General features: G+C 52.7%; 12 protein-coding genes and 1 pseudogene. 2 read left to right on the top strand and 11 right to left on the bottom strand.

Translation table 11 applies throughout. The annotated features are described in order from the left end of the window. Window positions 1-52: 52 nt before the first annotated feature. The 4 genes from PFY00_RS13280 to PFY00_RS13265 all read right to left on the bottom strand — a co-directional run bounded on the left by PFY00_RS13280 (window position 53) and on the right by PFY00_RS13265 (window position 4,472). Window positions 53-979, bottom strand: a complete 927-nt coding sequence (locus tag PFY00_RS13280; RefSeq protein ID WP_271433057.1) for a replication-relaxation family protein — start codon at window positions 977-979, stop codon at window positions 53-55. Between the two features lie 91 nt (window positions 980-1,070). Continuing rightward, a complete protein-coding gene (locus PFY00_RS13275) occupies window positions 1,071-1,862 on the bottom strand; it encodes a hypothetical protein (RefSeq protein ID WP_271433056.1) in 792 nt (263 codons plus the stop codon). Next, on the bottom strand, window positions 1,862-3,169 hold the full coding sequence (locus tag PFY00_RS13270; protein WP_271433055.1) for an ABC transporter substrate-binding protein: 1,308 nt from the start codon (window positions 3,167-3,169) through the stop codon (window positions 1,862-1,864). The genes PFY00_RS13275 and PFY00_RS13270 overlap by 1 nt, the downstream gene beginning before the upstream one ends. A gap of 40 nt (window positions 3,170-3,209) precedes the next feature. After that, window positions 3,210-4,472 (bottom strand): type IV secretory system conjugative DNA transfer family protein, encoded by a 1,263-nt coding sequence (locus PFY00_RS13265; protein WP_271433054.1) that lies wholly within the window; start codon window positions 4,470-4,472, stop codon window positions 3,210-3,212. A 758-nt stretch (window positions 4,473-5,230) separates the two neighbouring features. Between PFY00_RS13265 and PFY00_RS13260 the strand changes: the two genes are divergently transcribed. Beyond that, a complete protein-coding gene (locus tag PFY00_RS13260; RefSeq protein ID WP_271433053.1) occupies window positions 5,231-6,289 on the top strand; it encodes a CHC2 zinc finger domain-containing protein in 1,059 nt (352 codons plus the stop codon). 89 nt (window positions 6,290-6,378) lie between these two features. Further along, window positions 6,379-7,800: a DUF2779 domain-containing protein gene (locus PFY00_RS13255; protein ID WP_271433052.1), complete on the top strand. Its 1,422-nt coding sequence runs from the start codon at window positions 6,379-6,381 to the stop codon at window positions 7,798-7,800. A gap of 3,469 nt (window positions 7,801-11,269) precedes the next feature. Here the strand turns inward: PFY00_RS13255 and PFY00_RS13250 are convergent. The 7 genes and pseudogenes from PFY00_RS13250 to PFY00_RS13220 form a co-directional block, all read right to left on the bottom strand. Further along, window positions 11,270-11,365: pseudogene (locus tag PFY00_RS13250) on the bottom strand (IS5/IS1182 family transposase); the annotation flags it as partial. Between the two features lie 109 nt (window positions 11,366-11,474). Continuing rightward, window positions 11,475-11,864 carry a hypothetical protein gene (locus PFY00_RS13245; RefSeq protein ID WP_271433051.1) on the bottom strand — a complete coding sequence of 130 codons (390 nt, stop codon included), beginning with the start codon at window positions 11,862-11,864 and terminating at the stop codon, window positions 11,475-11,477. Between the two features lie 72 nt (window positions 11,865-11,936). Beyond that, window positions 11,937-12,818, bottom strand: a complete 882-nt coding sequence (locus tag PFY00_RS13240; RefSeq protein WP_271433050.1) for an MBL fold metallo-hydrolase — start codon at window positions 12,816-12,818, stop codon at window positions 11,937-11,939. A 40-nt stretch (window positions 12,819-12,858) separates the two neighbouring features. Further along, the gene (locus PFY00_RS13235; RefSeq protein ID WP_271433049.1) at window positions 12,859-13,275 is read right to left on the bottom strand and encodes a nuclear transport factor 2 family protein; all 417 of its coding nucleotides are present in this window, start codon (window positions 13,273-13,275) and stop codon (window positions 12,859-12,861) included. 111 nt (window positions 13,276-13,386) lie between these two features. Continuing rightward, the gene (locus PFY00_RS13230) at window positions 13,387-14,214 is read right to left on the bottom strand and encodes a nuclear transport factor 2 family protein (RefSeq protein WP_271433048.1); all 828 of its coding nucleotides are present in this window, start codon (window positions 14,212-14,214) and stop codon (window positions 13,387-13,389) included. Between the two features lie 11 nt (window positions 14,215-14,225). Beyond that, window positions 14,226-14,552: a DUF2218 domain-containing protein gene (locus tag PFY00_RS13225; protein WP_271433047.1), complete on the bottom strand. Its 327-nt coding sequence runs from the start codon at window positions 14,550-14,552 to the stop codon at window positions 14,226-14,228. Between the two features lie 161 nt (window positions 14,553-14,713). Continuing rightward, a complete protein-coding gene (locus tag PFY00_RS13220; RefSeq protein WP_271433046.1) occupies window positions 14,714-15,811 on the bottom strand; it encodes a hypothetical protein in 1,098 nt (365 codons plus the stop codon). Window positions 15,812-15,814: the final 3 nt, after the last annotated feature.

Here is a 15,814-nt window from a genome sequence, read left to right as displayed (position 1 = left end):
ATTCCCACAGAGAGGTTTAAACTAAGTTAGTCGAATGTCAGCATCCGATCAACTAGATCAGGCTCACGGGATCGCCGTTCCCATTCGCCCAATCTAGCATCGCCTCGGGCGCTCTTCCCTTCTCGGCGAAGAGGAACAAACCAGCCGGGGCGCTGCCCCCCACTTCTGCCTGAAAGGCCTCTTGCATGTTCTTTATGCGCTCGCGCCCCGTGGTCACCGTCAGCACACGGAAATTCTTGATGCCGAATTGCTCTGTGTGCAGCTTGCGCTCGAACGTGTCGGCATAAGAATGCAGCTTGCGCGCAAAGCTCGTCTGCTTCACATCGCGGCGCGTGATGGGCATCGTGCCCCTGTCGATCTCGACAAAGAAATAGGCTTTGTTCTTCCCCGCTGGTTTGTCGGTGTACCGAAGACCAAGGACCGCATCGGGCACGATGGCCAGCTCTTGCCACTCGTTGTTCCAATGCACCCGCGTTTGCCAGCGAAACGGATATTCCCGGCGGCGGGTGTTCTGTGGTGATGCGGCCAGGATCGTCTCGCGCGGGATAATCTCGATGTTACCCGCTGTTCGGCAGGCCAGTTCCATCGCCACCATGAAATCCGCAATGCCGAGCGTATGCTCGACAAACTTCTCCTTCACCCGCCGGTTCTTTTCTGTCCAATAGACATCCGGCAGGCGAAGCTGAAACCGGTCAGCAAGAAGATCAGCCCCCGCGTTGCCAAGGGCATAGACCATTGGGCGTTTGTCGGCATAAGCCATGGTGAGCATTTGCGCCTTGGGCCGGTCAACATAACCCGCATCAAAAAGCTCGCGCAGCCTGCGCGTGATCCCTTGGCGGCTGCTGGTATCCGTCAGTGTCATAAGGTGATCGGTGGTCAGAAATCGGTGATGCTCGAGCGCGCGAATGATGGCGACGTCACGGTCGGTGAGTTCGATATTGGACGGCTTGGCACGTTTGAATCGGGAGCGTTTGAGCATGCGCTCATTTTAGCAAAATCAAGAGACGCTCACACCAACAAGTGTTGTCATCAATGTATTGGTACGTCCATTACCACTTGCGTCTTCGTGATCATCTAAAGACAATTTGATGGTATTTCGTTGACTTATCCGAACAAGCAAACGAAATACCAAGCCCGAACATGCGTTCCAGCCACAAACTAGTTCGGCAGCTTAGGCTGCTATCTCGAACGCCATTGGTATACAAGCTGGCTTTAGACCAAACTGAACCTCTAGTGACCTTGAATTCTGAATGTATTGGTTTTCCCGTTTCCGCAGACATTTTTTGAGCTTCTCTAAATTCTGCCTCAGTAAAGTCACGCTGTCCCAAACACAGCTCTACAAATTCAGGAAGCGACAGAACTAGTTTCCGGGCTGCAACAGCTTCCTCATCTATGGCAACAGAACGGAAGTAAGATTTATTTAACCTCAGATATCGCTGCACTGTTCCTGACATACTTGAGCAAACAACAATGCGGTCGCAAATATTCCCAAGCGCACAGCTTGAAATGGAATTGTAGTAGACTGATAGCTTGCTGACCACTACCCGGTAATCGCCGGAAGAAATACACCTACCACCGGTCTTGATTTCATTTTTAGGTCTTTCAGCTCCATTGTTTGTCGCTCTGCTTTTGTTGCACTGATCAACGCCATCCCTCCCTTGCTTCCAGTACAGATTAAAATCCGCCTCCGCTCTCAGAAGTTCACTCTTCTCGCGACGCTCGAGGATTTCAACCGCGTATTTAATTCTCGTCTCTGCCCGAAAATCGAAATACTGAAAAAATCCCACCAAAACGGCAAAAAGCGCAAGAAATGTTGTTATTCCGTCTTTGTGTGTACCTAATGATGTCAGAAATCGAGCCATCATGTTTCTTGGTACTCATCACTACAGTATTGCAGTAAGCATGTATCGCTTCCACCGAGGCTTGGACATCTACATTCAGGTTGATCTATCGGAGGTAGAAAAGCCAATTTTCCGCCTGTCTCAACCTTTGCTGCATAGGTGGTTTGGTAAGTTTGATGATCGCCGCCATTGTATAGTGCCTGCCCATTTCCCGTGCCAGAATACTCAAAACCTTCCAACGCTTCGAACACACCTTCAGGGCGAAACGTTTCCGCTCGGGCAACCGCGTCAGCGTACAACAACATTTGAGTGTATGCCGTATGTGCGTCTTGTGAGGGCGGGTACCCGTACTTAGAACCAAAACTTTTAGTGAATTCGAATGAGCCCAACTCTTCATTGTCCCAGTGCCAATTGAGGCCTATGTAACTGTTTTGTAGCGAGCTAAAGAAGCCCGATGAGCCATTGGGAGCTCCGAAAACCAAGTTTTTTCCATTTATCTGGCGGTCAAATAGCCCAAAGCTCAAAAGAGTCTGATTTAATCGCGCTAAGATTCCACCGGAAGCATTCGTAAGAACGGTATCCACACCTGAATTAACGATATTGGCAACAACTTGCTGTGGAGGTGCAAAGAAACCCGGATTCAGTTGCGCGCCAATCTCCCAGCCTACATTTTGAGCCTGAGAAGCAAGGTGACCAGCATCTCCGACCCTCCCGAAACTAACAGTTGCTACTCTGCGGTCTCTTCCAAACACCGCCGCAAGAGATTGGATCAACAGACGAGTGGAAATGAATTCATTTCGAAAATGGCGGAAGCCAAAGCGGCTCCTGCGCGCACCGGTAAATTCAAGCGTTGTAGGATTCCCTGCCATCATTATGACGCCAGCTTGCTGCGCTATATCTAAGGTTGCGAGAGCTGCTCCCGAAGTGCTGGAGCCCATGATTGAAATTACATTATCTTTTTCAATTAACGATTTGGCCGACGCTCTAGCGGCATCAGATTTAGTTTGCGTATCTCCTGTCACTACGGAAATCTTTTTTCCCAAAACCCCATTCCCGTCAAGCGCTTTAGAGGAGAACGAACTGAGGACGCCGCCATCACCATCACCGTTGACATGCTCAGCGGCCAATAAGTAACCTCGAAGTAGTTCGAGGCCCTCATCAGCATAAGGGCCTGTTTCTGCTATCATTATCCCAATTTCAGCTTGAGATGATCGTCTTGGGTCGTTGGTGAATGACTGGGCTCTCCCGGACGATGGAAAAATCAACGGTGCTGAAAGGACAGTGGTAGTGGCAGCTAAGCCTTTTCCAAAGGTGCGTCTGTCAATCATGAAAACCAGCCTGTTTTAGAACAAGAACGAAATACACCAATCACAATGCACATGGAGGAACTCTGTGGCAATTGGAAAACCTCCCGTTTGAATTCCTCGTCACGCGTTCCCTTGAGTTTAGCAACGACGACCCATTTGGAACCCGCACTTTCTCAGGAACCCGCCGCTCCCCCTCAGACAAGGCCAAAGCCAGTGCCTCTCCACGACCCGTCGCTCGCAGGCTTGCCGCCGTGTGGGGGTGCATTTCGACCGCCAGCTCCTCCGCGTCCTTCCCCGATAAGGCAAAAAGCATCATCGTCCCCACGTTTCCCAGAATCGCCTGTTTGATCCCAACAGGCAGCTGATCCAGATATTGATGCGCCACGGTCAGGGATAGCCGGTATTTCCGCGCCTCGGACACAATCGCATCAAACGCATCCGTCGTGAAATTCTGGAACTCGTCAATGTAGAGGTGAAAATCCTCACGCGCCTGCTCGGCCACCGTCGCCCGCCCCATCGCGGCCTGATAGATCGACGTGGTCAGAAGCGAGCCCAAGAGGTTCGCCATATCCTCCCCCAGCTGCCCTTTGCTCAGGTTCACAACCAGAATTTTGCGGTTGTCCATCATGAAGCGCAGATCGAAGCTCTTCTTCGTCTGCCCCAGAATGTTGCGCATGATCGGCGAACGCATGAATGCACCCACCTTGTTCAGCACGGGCGCGATGACCTCGTTGCGAAAGCGCGGGTCATAGCCTGCGAATTCCACCTGCCAGAAATCCAGCACCACCGGATCGCGCACATGTTTCAGCACTGATTTGCGGAACTTCGGGTCGGTCAGCATCTTGGGGATGGACATGAGCGTCTGCGGCTTGCCCTGTGGCGCCTCGACCAATGCCGCGAGCGTGTTGGCGAGGATATGCTCCATCCGTGGCCCCCAACTGTCGCGCCAGATCGACCGCAGCGCAGCAACGATGTTCGACACCGCGACTGCGCGCATTTCTGGCGGCACATGTCCAAGCGGGTTGAAGCCGATGGGATAGTCTACATCCGACGGATTGAAATAAAGCACATCGCGGGTGCGGTGGCGTGGGATGCTGTCGATGATCTCTTCGGCCAAATCGCCATGAGGGTCGATCAAGGCGATGCCACGCCCCGCGTGAATGTCTTGGAGAAGGCAGGCTTTGAGAAAGGTCGTCTTACCCGATCCCGTTTGCCCGATGACATAGACATGGCGGCGGCGGTCTTCTTGCGACAACGCCAAAAGCTCGTCATCAACAGATGACGCGCGATAGCCCAGATAGAGGTTGTTTGTCTTTCCGCTCATATGCCGAGACCAGCGCAGAGTTCATACGGATGACGGGTTATCGGTGAACTGCACCCGCAGATAGTCTGCGCTGGTTTCGGGATGTCAGGGGGCTATTGTAGCACACGATTGACACCAGAGGGTTGCAACTTAAGGTGTCCATGGGATTTGTTTGGCAGTCCCGTGTAAATCACTGACGTGAGTAAAGAATATGAAATCAATTGGAAAAACAGTCGCGTTCTTTTGCGTTCTCGCGGGATCAGCCTTTGCAGAAGATGTTCGTCCGTATCAAGTGGGACAAACCTTTGATCTCTTCTTCCCCGTACAAAGTGGCGAGCTTGGCCCAAATCAGAGCTCTAGCGAAACGGAGCTTACGCTTCAGGTTTGTGAGGATCGGCGAGGCAACCAACAAGTCTTCTTCATCTATGGAAATGGAGATCGGCTTGCCGCGCCACGAATGAGGGATGTGCAGCTATCGAACGGCCTCGCGGCGAAGACTTTTGCAATTCCTGGGCGCGAGGGTGAAGTTGTGCTCTCGTTTGGAAGTGGTCAATCCCCCACCGTACTCTTCAGGGCCTCTTCGTCTCAGGGATATGCCAGTCGACCGCCATTTGTGTTTCGTCCTTCTCCAGACGAATTTCCAGATTGTTGACACTACCCGCTGGACTGCGCGAATAGCTCCGACGAAGCTTCATCTGCCAACATGTGTCGGTGAACAACTAGCGACCAACCTAACATGATATAATCAAGCGCCCCCTCAATCGAAGGAGCAAACGATTATGACATGGGTTAATTTTCAAACTGTACGCGAGAACTTGGACTTCACCGAGGTGTTGGCGCATTTTGGGTTTCAGACGAAAGCCAACGGCCAGGATCAGGTGAAGATCCATTGCCCGTTTCATGATGACAGCAACCCGTCTTGCGGGGTGAACCTTTCAAAGAAAGTGTTTCAGTGCTGGTCGTGCAAAGCCAAGGGCAATGTGCTCGACTTCTTTGCACGCATGGAGGGCTTTGATCCTGATGAGCCCAAAGAGCTGCGAAAGGCAGCTTTGCAGGCGGTCGAGGTCTTCGGCATCGATGGCGGCAAGCAAGATGCCAAATCGGGTGACCAACCGAAAGCAAAGGCAAAACCTTCCAAGCCCGCCAAGCGCGCGCCTAAGGGCGCGAAACGGGCTGAGAAGGAGGAGGCTGCACCCGCTGCCGATGAGCAGCAAGATGCGCCGACCGAGGCAAATGGCGAACCCGCCAACAAACCGCTGACTTTCGAGCTGCAACTGGATGCCTCGCATCCATATCTCGAAGATCGCGAGCTGACCAAAGCGCAGATCAAGACCTTTGGCCTTGGCGTTGCCAAACGTGGCTCCATGCAGAGGCGTCTCTGCTTCCCCATTCACAATGAGAATGGTGAGCTGATCGCCTATTCGGGTCGCTGGGTGGAGGAGGAACTGCCAAAGGATACGCCGCGCTACAAACTGCCAAAAGGGTTCGAAAAGGCGCGGGTGTTGTTCAACCTTCACCGCGTGCTGGCAGAAGGTGTGCCTGAAACAGTGGTGATTGTCGAAGGCTTCTGGTCAGTCCTGCGGCTGCACGCCGCTGCCGTGCCGGTCGTGTCCTGTTTCGGCGCGAGTCTCTCTGAGGCGCAAGCCGATCTGCTGGCGGATGCGGGCGTCAAAAACTGTATCCTGATCTTTGATGGTGACGACGGTGGTCGCGCTGGTGTCGAGCAAGCTTTACCAATTTTGGCAAAGCGGTTGTTCGTTCGAACAATCGTTCTGGAGGAGGGCGTTAAGCCCGACACGATGGACGAGGCGCTGATCGACGATCTGCCGAAATACTGACCCGAAGGGCTTGGAAGTTTCCGAGCCCTTTTTCTTTGGTAGGGCTGCCACCTAGGGTACAATTCAGTCAGTCACATTGTGAGTTACCCATGCAAATTTCAAAAACAGATTTCATCCAATACCTGCATTGCCCAAAGTCGCTCTGGCTGCTCAAGCACAAACCCGATGACTACCCCCATGGCGAGTTTTCCGACTATGCCAAGAAGCTCGCCGCTGAAGGTTATGAGGTGGAGGCCTATGTCCGCCAGCTGATAGAAGCTGGTGAGGATGCGGCGCATTTTTCCTTTCAGACAGTTTTCCAGACGGATCGGGGTCTCTACGCCAAAGCCGATATGGTTCGGACGAATGAGGACGGCTCAGTCAATCTCTATGAGATCAAATCCTCGACCAGGGTGAAGACCGACGCGCAGCACAACCAGATCAAGGATGCCTGCTTTCAGACGATCGCAGCCGAAGAGGTCGGGCAAAACGTTCGAGATGTCTTCATCGTGCATCTAAATGGCGACTATGTCCGTGATGGTGACGTCGACCCCCAGGCGCTTTTGACCTTCTCTAAAGTGACGTCCGACGTGCGCGACATAGCCGAGGAAATTCGTGCTGAAATTGACCAAGCTTTGGTGCTTCTGGATGCTACCGAAATCGACGAATCCTCGTGTTCCTGCCTAACGCTGAGCAAGGCCAATCATTGCGACAGCTTCGCGTATTTCAACAAAGACATCCCCAACCCATCGATCTACAATCTTCCCCGCATTTCCAAAGCCAAACTCGAAACCTTTATTGGTGAAGGGCGCTTCGATCTGGATGAGATTGGCTTGGATGAGGTTACGGACAAGCAAGCCTTTGTGCTGCGTTCGGCGCAACTGAAAGCGCCAGTGATCGATCACGCGGCGCTGTCGAGCTGGTTCAGCAAGGCGGAATATCCGCTTTATTTTCTCGACTATGAAACCTACGCCTCCGCCGTCCCGATAGTGGACGGCGCGCGCCCGCAATCGCCGATCCCGTTTCAATACTCTCTGCACGTTAAGCGCACGCCAGACGATCTGGAATTGGTGCATGTCGAGTACCTTGCCGATGAGGCGGCTTTGCCGCGTGCCATGGTCGAGCACATGCAACAACACATCGGGCCAACAGGCAGCGTCATCTCCTGGCACGCCTCGTTTGAGAACACTCAGAACAAGACCATGGCAAAGCAGTTTCCTGATAAGGCAGAGTTCCTGAACAGCCTGATTGATCGAACACTCGACCTTGAGGACATATTTGCAGCGGCCTATGTCGACATCGCCTTTGGCGGGTCGACATCCATCAAGAAGGTTCTGCCAGTTCTGGCGAGCGATTTGAACTACGCTGGGATGGCTGTCGCGAACGGCACGGATGCAATGGAGGCGTGGAAGCGGTTGATCGTGATGGCTGCTGGTGAAGACCGTGACCGGCTTCGGGCAGACATGCTGGAATACTGCAAGCTCGACACCTACGCCATGGTGCGCATCTTCGAAGAGATGGAACGTATCTGATTGGTTGTGTCGGCGGTATGCCGACAAAGGGTTCCCTTCAAAACGGGTCAGCCTGTTCAGGCTTCCTGACCGTTTTGTTCCTTGTTGCCTGGCTCGGGTTCCCGAGCATATCGGCAACCTGTCTGGGCGTGGAGCGATAGCAGATCGCCCTGTTCTCGCCGCATGAGGATACGAAGGTGGCGAGGTTCAAAAGGCGGGGGGTATCCCCTTGCGGCCTTTTGAACTCGTTCGCCCCCGATTGTCGACGGGGCCGAAAACGCCCAAGTCCGCCCGTCGCGTATGCGACGTGTGGCGGGCTTGGATGCGGTTTCGTGTCACCGCGACCCAATGGCTGCTCTGGTGCGCTGGCGTTAGACCGCAGCCGGAGTTTCGGAGGCAAGAAGCAGACATTGGGTCGCGGTGTAAACGCGCGACAATCGGGGGCAAATGTATCCCCAATTTTCAATGCGATAGCCGAAAATTATGGGGGTACTTGTTAGGGAGTGGGCACTATGTACCCCTCGACCGACGGATTGATGTTATCAATCCAGCTGGTTGGCTGGTCTTTCCAGCAATCCTTACACAACCGCTACACACGCCCGAGGACTTGGTATTTAAGGCCTTGATTTGGCGTATTGAGCGGTCGTTTTCGCTGTCCGCAGGTCAATGGGCTGGATTCACATCTCAGCCCAACTCGTGTAAGAGTGAAAACCGTGAGAAATGCGGATTTTCCTTACACATTCGCATACACAAATTTTGGCGAAATGGAGGTAACCATATGTTTTTAAATGGAAAATGTCCATTGGTTTTGACGATTGAAAATCCTCGTGTCGGTGGTTCGATTCCGCCCCCGGGCACCAAAGCTTCCGCCAAAGCATTGTAAGGCCTCAGCTTTGTCTTAGGATGGAGCTACCGTAGAACATGGCGGAGAACTGAACTGCACCTCGCTCATTTATCAAAGACGGTGTTATCTACTTCGTGAGGCGAGTCCCGAAGGACTTGAAGCACTACTATCATATCGATCCAAAAATTATTCTTGGCCCGGCTGAACTTCGCCTTCAGCGATAGAGGTTATTTCAAACTGCAGCGCAATACCTCTCCCAGCCTCAAAGCCAAATGACACACCATGCCCAGTCGTGCCCTCTTGAAAGGGACCGCTGCTTTGCGTTACTTCCCTCACATTTAAACCCTAAAAATCAAAGATTGACGCTAGGAGCATAACTACGAAAATACCAAAATATACAAGTCCAAATTGCTGCCGATCCTTTTTATCGGAAAAGTCTGGAATAAAATTACCTTTTTTCCAGTTTTTTAAAAGAAGGCGTACAGCCAAAAAAGAGCAGACGCCCAACACACAAAGAATAAAAAAGTGAATTAATAGCATCATTTGAGTTGGCTATCCGCACTTCGAGCTGTGAAGTTGACCCAGCAAGAATTCTTGAAGCGACAGCGCCTGTCAACAGATGTCTTCTTGCGCGCGACTATAAGTAATTTCTTCATGACACGCCCCGTACTCCCAACAGGGTACCCTGTGTTTCTGACGGCAAAGTTAGCAAGGCGAAGTGAGAATGCAAACTCACTTGTATATGATGGCAACGTCTCGGAACATGATAAGTGTGGAATTGAGAACGAAATTATTGACCTTCACTCCGAAAACTCTATCGATCTGATGTAGTGTTTTCGCAAACTATTGAAGGTGCAAACGGATGCAAGAGAGCCACTTCACCTAGGCCTGTACTACTGGGATTGTCAAAGAAAATGAAGCGCAGATACCGATGGCCAATGCAAAATTGCTGCCTAGCTAACCACTCGGCTGCACCTTTATTCTCGCCCTAACAATGCCATTTGGACCCATAAGCAAACCGCGTGTGTGCACATACCCAGTTCCCGCTACAAAGTTTTCGCCTACTGCGATGCTCCTGCCATCCATATCCAGTGCCTTTACTTGTTACCAATCCAAATTTCATTTGGCGTTTCAATAAAAGTGATTGTACCGGAACTGCTGCACCAAACGGCATAGTACGTGTGGAAATCAATATCCACCCGAGTCCCGGTGAGTGCCTTTTAAATGCAAATCGAAGCGTGCAACCTGAGTTTTCGATTTAGTCAGGGGCCGTATCTAGAACAGATCCATAAAAAAATCCATTTGGGCTTTTTTTGTGTTTCTCGAACCACAGATCACCTCTTCTTTCAGCAATGGAAAATTGCTCACTTCGAATAACGGCGACAAGTTTTTCCTCGGCAGTGCCCACCGGAAATTTATCCTTTAATCCTAGAATTTTTGTTGATGGAGAAACGCTCAACCACCGAACAGTCGACAAGAAAGCGACAGCAACAATAAATATGTAAAGTAATTTTATCAACAATTTTCCAAACGTGACCAACCCTATCGGATTGGTCCAAATTGGAAGTTAATGCATGATTGGCCTAGGGTCCATTTGAACGATAGTTTCCGGCGCCTTGCAATCAGTCCGGTCACTGAGCCTTTGGTTTAGATTCAATATTCGATGAACGTGTGGGGATTCCAATTGCCGATCGTTTTGTCGCCATGCACGACTTCTTTCGGAATTGGATCGATCCGACGCTGGATTTGTTTCGTGATGACAATGCATTGGACGAGGCATTGACCCACCCGAGTGACTTCAGACTGTTTGTGAAAATACCCGGCAATCCGACAAATAGTGCGAAAGCTCCTTTGGAGAGGTGGACAACTTACCTAAAGCCACTCTAGCGCTGGCTGGATGAGTGGCAGGTGGCCGGTGCGGAGGTCATGGACGTTGGCTTTACCGGGAGAAGTATTCATTCTTCAATGCTTCTTAAAAAGAGGAAAAAATGGAAAACAAGCCACTGCCAAAAAAATAGGAAGTGGCGACATCATAAATGGGAGAAACGGTATCTCAAACAATGGGGCCAGCCTGTACGGGTCGCCTGACGGGCTCCGCAATCCAAGAAAAAAGAAAACAAAAAATACAACTAATGGAAAAATTAGATGAACGGCCAGTTTGAAATGATCTCGTTCCACATCAGAATGGAAGCTCTTGGAAGGTGCAAATCTTTGGAGAGCACTAAATACCAAAAATATTGCAACTATTGGAACAATTAGCAATGAAGTCGCTAAATATAGAAGGCTTTCTGGGCTTCTTGACGCATAGTAGTCTACACGGGAAGCAAAAACTTGATTAACCAAGTTTGCGAAATTTTCACTGCGATTATAGGCACGAGTTATAACCGGATGCATCAAAAAAATAGCACCAACTGAAGAGATGCAGGCTAGCGCTGTTGTCCTGCCCCTAATGGCCTGCCCATGCAGAAAATCGTTTTTTGTCAATAGTCTAATCTTTGCCAAAATCAAACTCTATGCAGCATTCCAATTATTCATCACTTCAGTTACCTATTCAATTGGCGATACGAGAAAGCTGAGCAACAACGTAGTGGGTGCCATGCCAAAAATCAATTGCGACTTACAAAGTCAACCATCTAAAGTCAGGACTCATAACCAATAGACGACGAGAGCCGTTCGAGCGATGGTTGAGAGGAAGACCTTCGGGCACCGGTCGTAACGTGTTGCCAAGCTGATCCTCCCCCACTGAAGTGGTCCTCCGCTATGTTTAGGAGAACGGAGGAAACACATGGCCAACAAGCGACCAAAACCCGAGGAAATAGTCATTTAATATGTTTTTTCGGATTTTATGTTATCAGGCAGGTTTGCGCCACACCAGCGCAATGGACAGGATGCCAAGAATGGCAAAGACCAACCCCGCAATGGCTGCTGCACGGAAATCCGGGCCGCCGATCAATCCCATGAAAAACGCGTCGTGACCATTCATGAAGGCCATGCCGAAACCGCCCATCATCACGATGTGGCGCAGGCCGGTAAACGCGCCGATCAAGGCAATCAAAATTACGGTCAACTGACGTCCAAGAAAGGCACCAGCGGATTCACCGAGCGACAATGCAGGATCGACAAGGTTGATCAGGCCCGGGTTTGACGTGGGATTTGCGTATGCGGGTATCGTCGCCGCCAGCATGACCAGCCCCATAAGGCCTATAAGAATGCGCGGAATGAGATAGGGTTTGTTCGTCATTATCTTTTCTCGGGTTCGTTTGTCTTTGAAAGGTTCGGGCGCGGTGCCGTGCAGACACCGCGCCAACGCGACTTACTTGTCCCAGTAGGGCTCGATCAGCCCCAGCAGGAAGGCACCGTCATAGCTTGGGTAGGCTGTCATCATGGCAGCCTTCACGTCATCCGGTGTGGCACCGGCATCCCATGCGGCGTCGAAGGTTTTCAGATAGGCGATGGCCGAATCCAACTCACCGCGCGTTGTCGGCAAGCCGTGCCCCACCAGCAAGGTTTCAAAGGCTGGGTCATCACGGAAAGATTCAAGCGTCGCGATCCAATTTTTGCGATCGACACCCGGCGCAAAATAGACGCCGTTATAGACAAGATCCTGCACCACTGCGACCTTCTGCTCAGGCAGGACGGCGACGATGGCCTTGGGCGCTTCGGCATTGTCGTAGGCCCGGAACTCAACCGCTACGCCACCGATCTCGGTCATGCCCAACGCCAGATCTGCGCCGTTCAACAGCGATGTGGGTTCGGGGTTTTCGCCGTTGGTCGCTTCGGCCCGCAGGCCTTCGCGGATCTCTGGCAGGGTGACAAAGTTCAGATCGCCCAGAGTGGAAACCCCGCCCCAATGGTCCGGGTGCTCATGGCTGACATAGGCCGTGTGGACGGGCTTGCCCGTCGAGGCGATCACGTCGGCCAGTTCCATTGCCGTGGGCGGCAGGAATGTCGAATCCACGACCAGAAGCTGGTCGCCCAACTCGATCACGTGAGCCGTTACATTCACGGCCTGCGCGGGCGATACGTAGGTGTGAAAGCGCACACCCGCCTTGGCAAAGGAGTGGACAGTGCCAGCGGGCAGGCTTCCTTGGGCACGAGCGGGTGTCGGTGTGAGGCCTGCGCGGATCAGTGCAACAGCACCGGCCGACAGGGCAGCGCCCTGCAAAAGATCGCGGCGAGACAAAACGTTTTTCATGGTGTTTCTCTTTCGTTTGTTGGTTGAAATGGGGGATCGACTAGCCGCGCTTGTGGTAAGCTTGGCTCAGTGCAAAGCTGTCTTCGAACCAGTGCCAAAGCACGACCTGGCCGTCGCGGACCTTGGCGCGCAAAGCGAAGCTGAACTCGCCAATTTCCTGACCACTGGCTGTGGTGATGCCGTTCATGACACCGAAGACGGCGACGGTATCGCCCGATGCAAATGCATCTGTGTTTTCCCATTTGGTGGTCTGCAAACCGGCGCCGAATACGCCCAGGAATTCAAAGATTGCCTCTTTGCCTTCGATCCCGCCGTGGACCCACGGGATGCTCTTATCGCCTTCGTTGCGCCAAACCATGTCGTCGGCCATGAGCGGTGACATCGCGTCGGGGCCCTGCCCCATTGCGCCCATAAAGGCCATGACGGTGTCAAAGGATTTCTGGCTGGTTTCGTCCATTGTCTGTGCTCCTGCGTGTTGTGCGAGAATTGTTGCGAGCGCGCTCGCAAGGGTGGTTTTCATAAGAGTTCTGCGGTTCATTTGTTCATCTGCCTTGGTTGGATTATCCGGTCAGAACTTGCCGGCTTCGTTCGCTGGCGCATCAGGCCCCGGCATCGGCGCAATCACGTCCCAATGTTCAACGATCAGGCCCTCTTCGAGCCGGAACAGGTCGTAGAAGGCCATCGCGTCTTTGCCGAATGAGCCTTCAGACATTGTCAGAACGAAATTGCCTTCTGCGATCACGTGATGGACCTTCGTGTATTCCATCGAAATTCCCTGTTCGGCGATCTGCGCCATGAAGGCACCAAACCCTTCGAGCCCATCACCAACCTGAGGGTTGTGCTGAATGTATGTGACCGGGCTGATGTAGTCCGTGATGTCGACCTCTTGGTGCTCGATCAGCGATTTGGTGATAAACTCCAGAACCTTGGCTTTGTTCTCTTCGGTCTTTTCGAGGTCTGTGATTTCAGTCGCGCCATCGATCTGTGTATGTCCGGACGGGTTTGGGGCTTCTTCTGGAATGAGGTTGTCCCAGTGCTCGACGATCAAACCGTCTTGGACGCGAAAAACGTCAAAGCCGATGGTTGCAACCGGACCAAAGCCTTCGTAGCGGGCGTGCACCGCAACCATGTCACCATCAGCGATGACACGAACGTAGTCAGCTTTGAAACCCTCGGTTCCGGATAGAAATGCAACCACACCTTTTTGTCCGTCGACCCCGTTCGGGAACATCGGATTGTGCTGAATGTAGTCAGGCGCGAAGAACTGTTCGACCGCCTCTACATCGCCAGAGAGAACAGTTGCCTCCAAAGCATCCAGAACGAACGCCTTGTTGGTCGCGCTATCAGCCATAACGGCGCAGGTGGCCGCAAAGCTCAGGGAAGCCGCGGATAACATCGTACGGGTAATCATAGGGTGTCCTTTCTCGGGGAATGGATTTCCGGGGATGAGCCGGTGTTCAGCTGCCAGTCCAGCAGCGGGTTTTCACGAAATGCGAAACGTTCGAGATGCCGCGTCACCAGTTCCGTGACCTGGCCAAGCCCAGTCGCGTCATCGGCAAACGCTTCAAGGGTCAGGCGGTTTTGGTGAGCCGACATTTGACAACGGCCAAACGGAAACTCGACGGTTCCGAAGGTGTCTTGGTGTGTTGTGGGAATGCGTCGGGCAAAGTGCTTGCACAAGTTCGCCAGATACCGCGCCGCATACTCGGTTTCAAAGTTTGCTGTGGCGTTCATCAGCCAGGTCCTTTCAATCGTGAACGGACATTAGGCGCAGGGTATTATTTTGAATATTCGTCCATTTCTGAAGATAAAGTTCGGCCATACCGAACAATAAAAATGGGGGTAGGACAGGTATATTCCGAACGTAAATAGCTGAAATTCAGCGTGATTCTCGCCTACGGCGCTTTCAAGGTAACCTTGAGGGTTGTGCTGACAACCTCACGCGCGGGCGTTCCCACTGCATGATCGAGGACCTCGCGAAAGTTGTTGCCTGCCACATCCTCAAGCGACGCATCGACAACGACTTGAATCTCCGGATCACTCCAGGCGGCCTGAGGAACAAAGCGCCAGACCGTTTCGCTTTCCAAAGTGTTAATCGTCCCTTGGATACGCCGACCAGCTGCATCATGGACTATAATCGTGTGGCCCAACTGCACCTGATCGAAAGGGCGATCAAAGCGCAACTCAAGCGGCTGGCGCGTCGCCATTCGGGGCGCTGAGACAGTCCATTTCTTGGTGTCGGGAAGACTTCGGATCGGCTCGCCCACGTCAAACGGGGCGCGATATTCCGACGTGACGCCCTGACCGTTTGCGCTCGGCCATCCCGCGCCGACCACAAGCGTGTAACTCTGGCCGCTTTCCAAGGCCGGCCCAAGTTCCAGATTTGTGGCTACGCCACGCTTGATCCGGCCCGGATCCATCAAAAGCGTCAGTCGGGTGCGATCATGGTTCCAAAGCTCTTGCTTGAACGACATAAAGGCTGCGCGATCCGGACGTCCATCGCCCCGTTCCAACGAAATGAATTCTTCGGCCCGGTGTGGCTGCATCGGGTGGGCAAAATCGACATAGAACCGCAGCGTATTCTCGGGAATAGTAGTGCCGCTTGGATAGACGGCAACGACCTCGGGCGCTGCCGAAACGCTTTCCCCACCAACAACAAATTCCCTGATGCTCTCGCCCCGGATCAATGCTGAGTAGACTTGCCCCTGAACGAAGGGAAAGGCCGGTACAAAAGATACCGTATCCTCAACGACCAAGTAACGGCCGGACACCGGGGATCGCCCCTCGCAACATTCGGACGCAGGCCCGACAAAAACCCTGAGCCCTGCTTGCGGCGTGAGACTTCCCATTGCGTTCATGGAAATCGAAACCGGCCCATCGGTCTGGTCCGGCGCGGTAAAGCCGCCCTCTTGTGTGAGGGCGGCTGCCGGCGCCAGCGCCAGAAGACCTGCCAGAGAGAGACCTCTCCAACGATTCAGGCAGCCCGGGCGCATGGG

This window comes from Thalassococcus lentus, assembly GCF_028023555.1.
Taxonomy (GTDB): Bacteria; Pseudomonadota; Alphaproteobacteria; order Rhodobacterales; family Rhodobacteraceae; genus Thalassococcus_A; species Thalassococcus_A lentus.
This window is presented reverse-complemented; position numbering and strand designations above follow the sequence as displayed.

Excerpts from the sequence above, each read along its gene's own strand:
- PFY00_RS13280 (WP_271433057.1), bottom strand. The coding sequence starts at position 979 with ATGCTCAAACGCTCCCGATTCAAACGTGCCAAGCCGTCCAATATCGAA.
- PFY00_RS13275 (WP_271433056.1), bottom strand. The coding sequence starts at position 1,862 with ATGGCTCGATTTCTGACATCATTAGGTACACACAAAGACGGAATAACA.
- PFY00_RS13270 (WP_271433055.1), bottom strand. The coding sequence starts at position 3,169 with ATGATTGACAGACGCACCTTTGGAAAAGGCTTAGCTGCCACTACCACT.
- PFY00_RS13265 (WP_271433054.1), bottom strand. The coding sequence starts at position 4,472 with ATGAGCGGAAAGACAAACAACCTCTATCTGGGCTATCGCGCGTCATCT.
- PFY00_RS13260 (WP_271433053.1), top strand. The coding sequence starts at position 5,231 with ATGACATGGGTTAATTTTCAAACTGTACGCGAGAACTTGGACTTCACC.
- PFY00_RS13255 (WP_271433052.1), top strand. The coding sequence starts at position 6,379 with ATGCAAATTTCAAAAACAGATTTCATCCAATACCTGCATTGCCCAAAG.
- PFY00_RS13245 (WP_271433051.1), bottom strand. The coding sequence starts at position 11,864 with ATGACGAACAAACCCTATCTCATTCCGCGCATTCTTATAGGCCTTATG.
- PFY00_RS13240 (WP_271433050.1), bottom strand. The coding sequence starts at position 12,818 with ATGAAAAACGTTTTGTCTCGCCGCGATCTTTTGCAGGGCGCTGCCCTG.
- PFY00_RS13235 (WP_271433049.1), bottom strand. The coding sequence starts at position 13,275 with ATGGACGAAACCAGCCAGAAATCCTTTGACACCGTCATGGCCTTTATG.
- PFY00_RS13230 (WP_271433048.1), bottom strand. The coding sequence starts at position 14,214 with ATGTTATCCGCGGCTTCCCTGAGCTTTGCGGCCACCTGCGCCGTTATG.
- PFY00_RS13225 (WP_271433047.1), bottom strand. The coding sequence starts at position 14,552 with ATGAACGCCACAGCAAACTTTGAAACCGAGTATGCGGCGCGGTATCTG.
- PFY00_RS13220 (WP_271433046.1), bottom strand. The coding sequence starts at position 15,811 with ATGCGCCCGGGCTGCCTGAATCGTTGGAGAGGTCTCTCTCTGGCAGGT.